This is a genomic window from Actinomycetospora sp., from assembly GCF_036497245.1.
Taxonomy (GTDB): domain Bacteria; phylum Actinomycetota; class Actinomycetes; order Mycobacteriales; family Pseudonocardiaceae; genus Actinomycetospora.
On sequence record NZ_DASXJS010000186.1, the window covers coordinates 1 to 3061 of the forward strand.

2 protein-coding genes are annotated in these 3061 nt (G+C 71.7%); one reads left to right on the forward strand and one right to left on the reverse strand.

Features of this window, described 5'->3' with window-relative positions; genetic code table 11:
* Positions 1 to 2010, forward strand: a 2010-nt coding sequence (locus VGI02_RS19525; RefSeq protein WP_331629911.1) for a 3'-5' exonuclease, incomplete at its 5' end; no start/stop codon positions are given.
* A gap of 9 nt (positions 2011 to 2019) precedes the next feature.
* Here VGI02_RS19525 and VGI02_RS19530 read toward each other — a convergent pair.
* Entirely contained in the window at positions 2020 to 2994 is a 975-nt protein-coding gene (locus VGI02_RS19530; protein WP_331629913.1) for an aldo/keto reductase, read from the reverse strand.
* Between the last annotated feature and the right edge of the window lie 67 nt (positions 2995 to 3061).

Sequence of the window (3061 nt, forward strand, 5' to 3'; positions counted from 1 at the left end):
TACGACGCGGACGATTCCCGGCGCCTGGTCACCACGATCACCAAGCAGCTCGACCTCGACCCGAAGCGCTACCCGCCCCGTGGCCTGCTCGGCCAGATCTCGGCGTGGAAGAACGAGCTGACCGACCCGGTCACGGCGGCCGACGCCGCGGGCACCGACTACGAGCGGCGCTGCGCCGAGGTCTATGCGACCTACCAGCAGCGGCTGCAGTCGTCGAACTCGCTGGACTTCGACGACCTCATCTCCCGCACGGTGGACCTGTTGACCCGGTTCCCCGACGTCGCCGAGCACTACCGGCGGCGCTTCCGCCACGTGCTCGTCGACGAGTACCAGGACACCAACCACGCGCAGTACATGCTGGTGCGGGCGCTGTCGTCGGGCTCCGAGGACGGGGCCACCCCGCCCGCCGAGCTGTGCGTGGTGGGCGACGCCGACCAGTCGATCTACGCCTTCCGCGGCGCCACGATCCGCAACATCGTCGAGTTCGAGCGGGACTACCCCGACGCGCGCACGATCCTGCTGGAGCAGAACTACCGCTCCACCCAGCGGATCCTCACGGCCGCGAACGGGGTGATCGCCCGCAACTCCGACCGCCGGGACAAGCGGCTGTGGACCGACTCCGGCGACGGCGAGAAGATCGTCGGCTACGTCGCGGACAACGAGCACGACGAGGCCGCGTTCGTCGCCTCGGAGATCGACCGGCTCGTCGACGGCGGCGAGGTCCGCTTCGGCGAGGTGGCGGTCTTCTACCGGACCAACGCCCAGTCTCGGGTCTTCGAGGACGTGTTCGTCCGCCTCGGCATGCCGTACAAGATCGTCGGCGGGGTCCGGTTCTACGAGCGCCGCGAGGTCCGCGACGCGATGGCCTACCTCAAGGTGCTCTCCAACCCCGAGGACACCGTCTCGCTGCGGCGCATCCTCAACGTGCCCAAGCGCGGGATCGGGGACCGCGCGGAGTCGGTGGTCGCCGACCACGCCGAGCGCGAGCACGTCACCTTCGCCGCCGCCCTGCGCCGGGCCGCCGCGGGCGAGGTCCACGGCCTGGCCACGCGTTCGCAGCGCAACATCGCCGACTTCGTCGAGATGCTCGACGCGCTGGCGGCGGGGGTCGCGAGCGGCGAGGAGGTCGCCGACACCCTCGACGCCGTGCTCGCCAAGAGCGGGTACCGCGCCGAGCTGGAGCACTCCGAGGATCCGCAGGAGCAGTCCCGCCTGGAGAACCTCACCGAGCTGGTGAGCGTCGCGCGGGAGTTCGTCGGGGACGCGCGGGCCGCCGCGGCCGTCGCCGAGGAGGCCCAGGCCGACGGCGCGGCCGAGGTGCCTGCCGGTGTGGTGCCCCCCGGTGACGGGCTGCCCGAGCCGGGCTCGCTCGAGGCGTTCCTGGAGCGCGTGTCGCTGGTGGCCGACGCCGACTCGATCCCCGACGGCGGCGACGGCGTCGTCACCCTCATGACGCTGCACACCGCGAAGGGGCTCGAGTTCCCCGTCGTGTTCCTCACCGGCTGGGAGGACGGCGTGTTCCCGCACCAGCGGGCCCTCGCGGACCCCACCGAGCTCTCCGAGGAGCGCAGGCTCGCCTACGTCGGGATCACCCGCGCCCAGCAGCGGCTCTACGTCTCGCGGGCCCTGATGCGCTCGGCGTTCGGCCAGCCCCAGGCCAACCCGCCGTCGCGGTTCCTCGACGAGCTGCCCGACGACGTCGTCGACTGGCGGCGCAGCGGGCCCGAGCGGTCGGCCCCCAGCGCGCGGACGAGCTTCGGCTCGGGCCGCAGCTGGGGACGCGACCTCACGGGCGCCGCGTCCCGGCCGTCGCCGATGCGCTCGGCGGGGTCGGGCGCGGCGACGCTGCACCTCGAGATCGGCGACCGCGTCAGTCACGACAAGTACGGCCTCGGCCTCGTGACGGTGGTCGACGGCGTCGGGTCCAGGGCCACGGCGACGATCGACTTCGGGTCGGCGGGAACCGTGCGCCTCATGCTCATCGGCGGCGTGCCGATGCAGAAGCTGTAGGGCAGGGCCCTAGGCCACGCCCTCCGGCGAGGCACCGGTGACCTGGATGCCGTCGGCGGTGATCTTCTCGATCTCGGCGAGGTCGTCGGCGGTGAGCTCGACGTCGACCGCGGCCAGCGAGCGCTCGATGTTGCGCTCGGAGCGGGCGCCCACGATGGCCGTGTCGATGCCGTCCTGGGCGAGGACCCAGGCGATCGCGAGCTGCGAGACCTCGATGCCCTTGTCCGCCGCGAGCGACATGAGGCGCTCGACGACGGCGAGGTTGGCGCGGAAGGTCTCGCCGCTGAACGCGGTGGCCTGGGCACGCCAGTCGGAGTCCTCGAACGTGGTGTTCTCGTCCATCGTCCCGGTGAGCAGCCCGGAGCCCAGCGGGCTGTAGACCAGCGTGCCGATGTCGTGCTCGCGGACGTAGGGCAGCACGTCGGCCTCGATGCCCCGGCGGAACAGGTGGTACGGAGGCTGGAGGGTCTCGACGGGGCGGCGCAGGTCGAACGCGGCCAACTGCTTCTCGTCGTAGTTGGAGACCCCCACGTGGCGGATCTTGCCTTCGTCGACGAGCTCCTGCAGGTAGCCGGCGGTGTCGGCGAACGGGGTCCGCTCGTCCGGCCAGTGGACCTGGTAGAGGTCGATGTGGTCGATCTTCATCGCGCGCAGGCTGGCCTCGACCCCGGAGCGCAGGTACTCGCGGCTCGAGTCGCGGGGACGGTCGGTGCCCGGGTTGATACCGCCCTTGGTGGCGATGACCACGGAGTCGCGGTCGTGCTCGAGCTCGTGGCGCAGGGCGTTCGCGAGAACCTCCTCGGACTCGCCGAAGCCGTAGGCCTGGGCGGTGTCGAAGAAGTTCACGCCGAGCTCGCGGGCGTGGCGGATCGCGCCCTGGGCGGCGTCGACGTCGTAGGAGCCCCATTCGCCGGAGACCTGCCAGGTCCCGAAGGCGATCCGGGAGACCTCGAGCCCGGTGCGGCCCAATCTCGTGTACTTCATGGGTCCCACGTGCCCGCGACCGGTGCCCGCGCAAAAGCGGTGTGTCCGATCCCGCCGACCGGCTAGT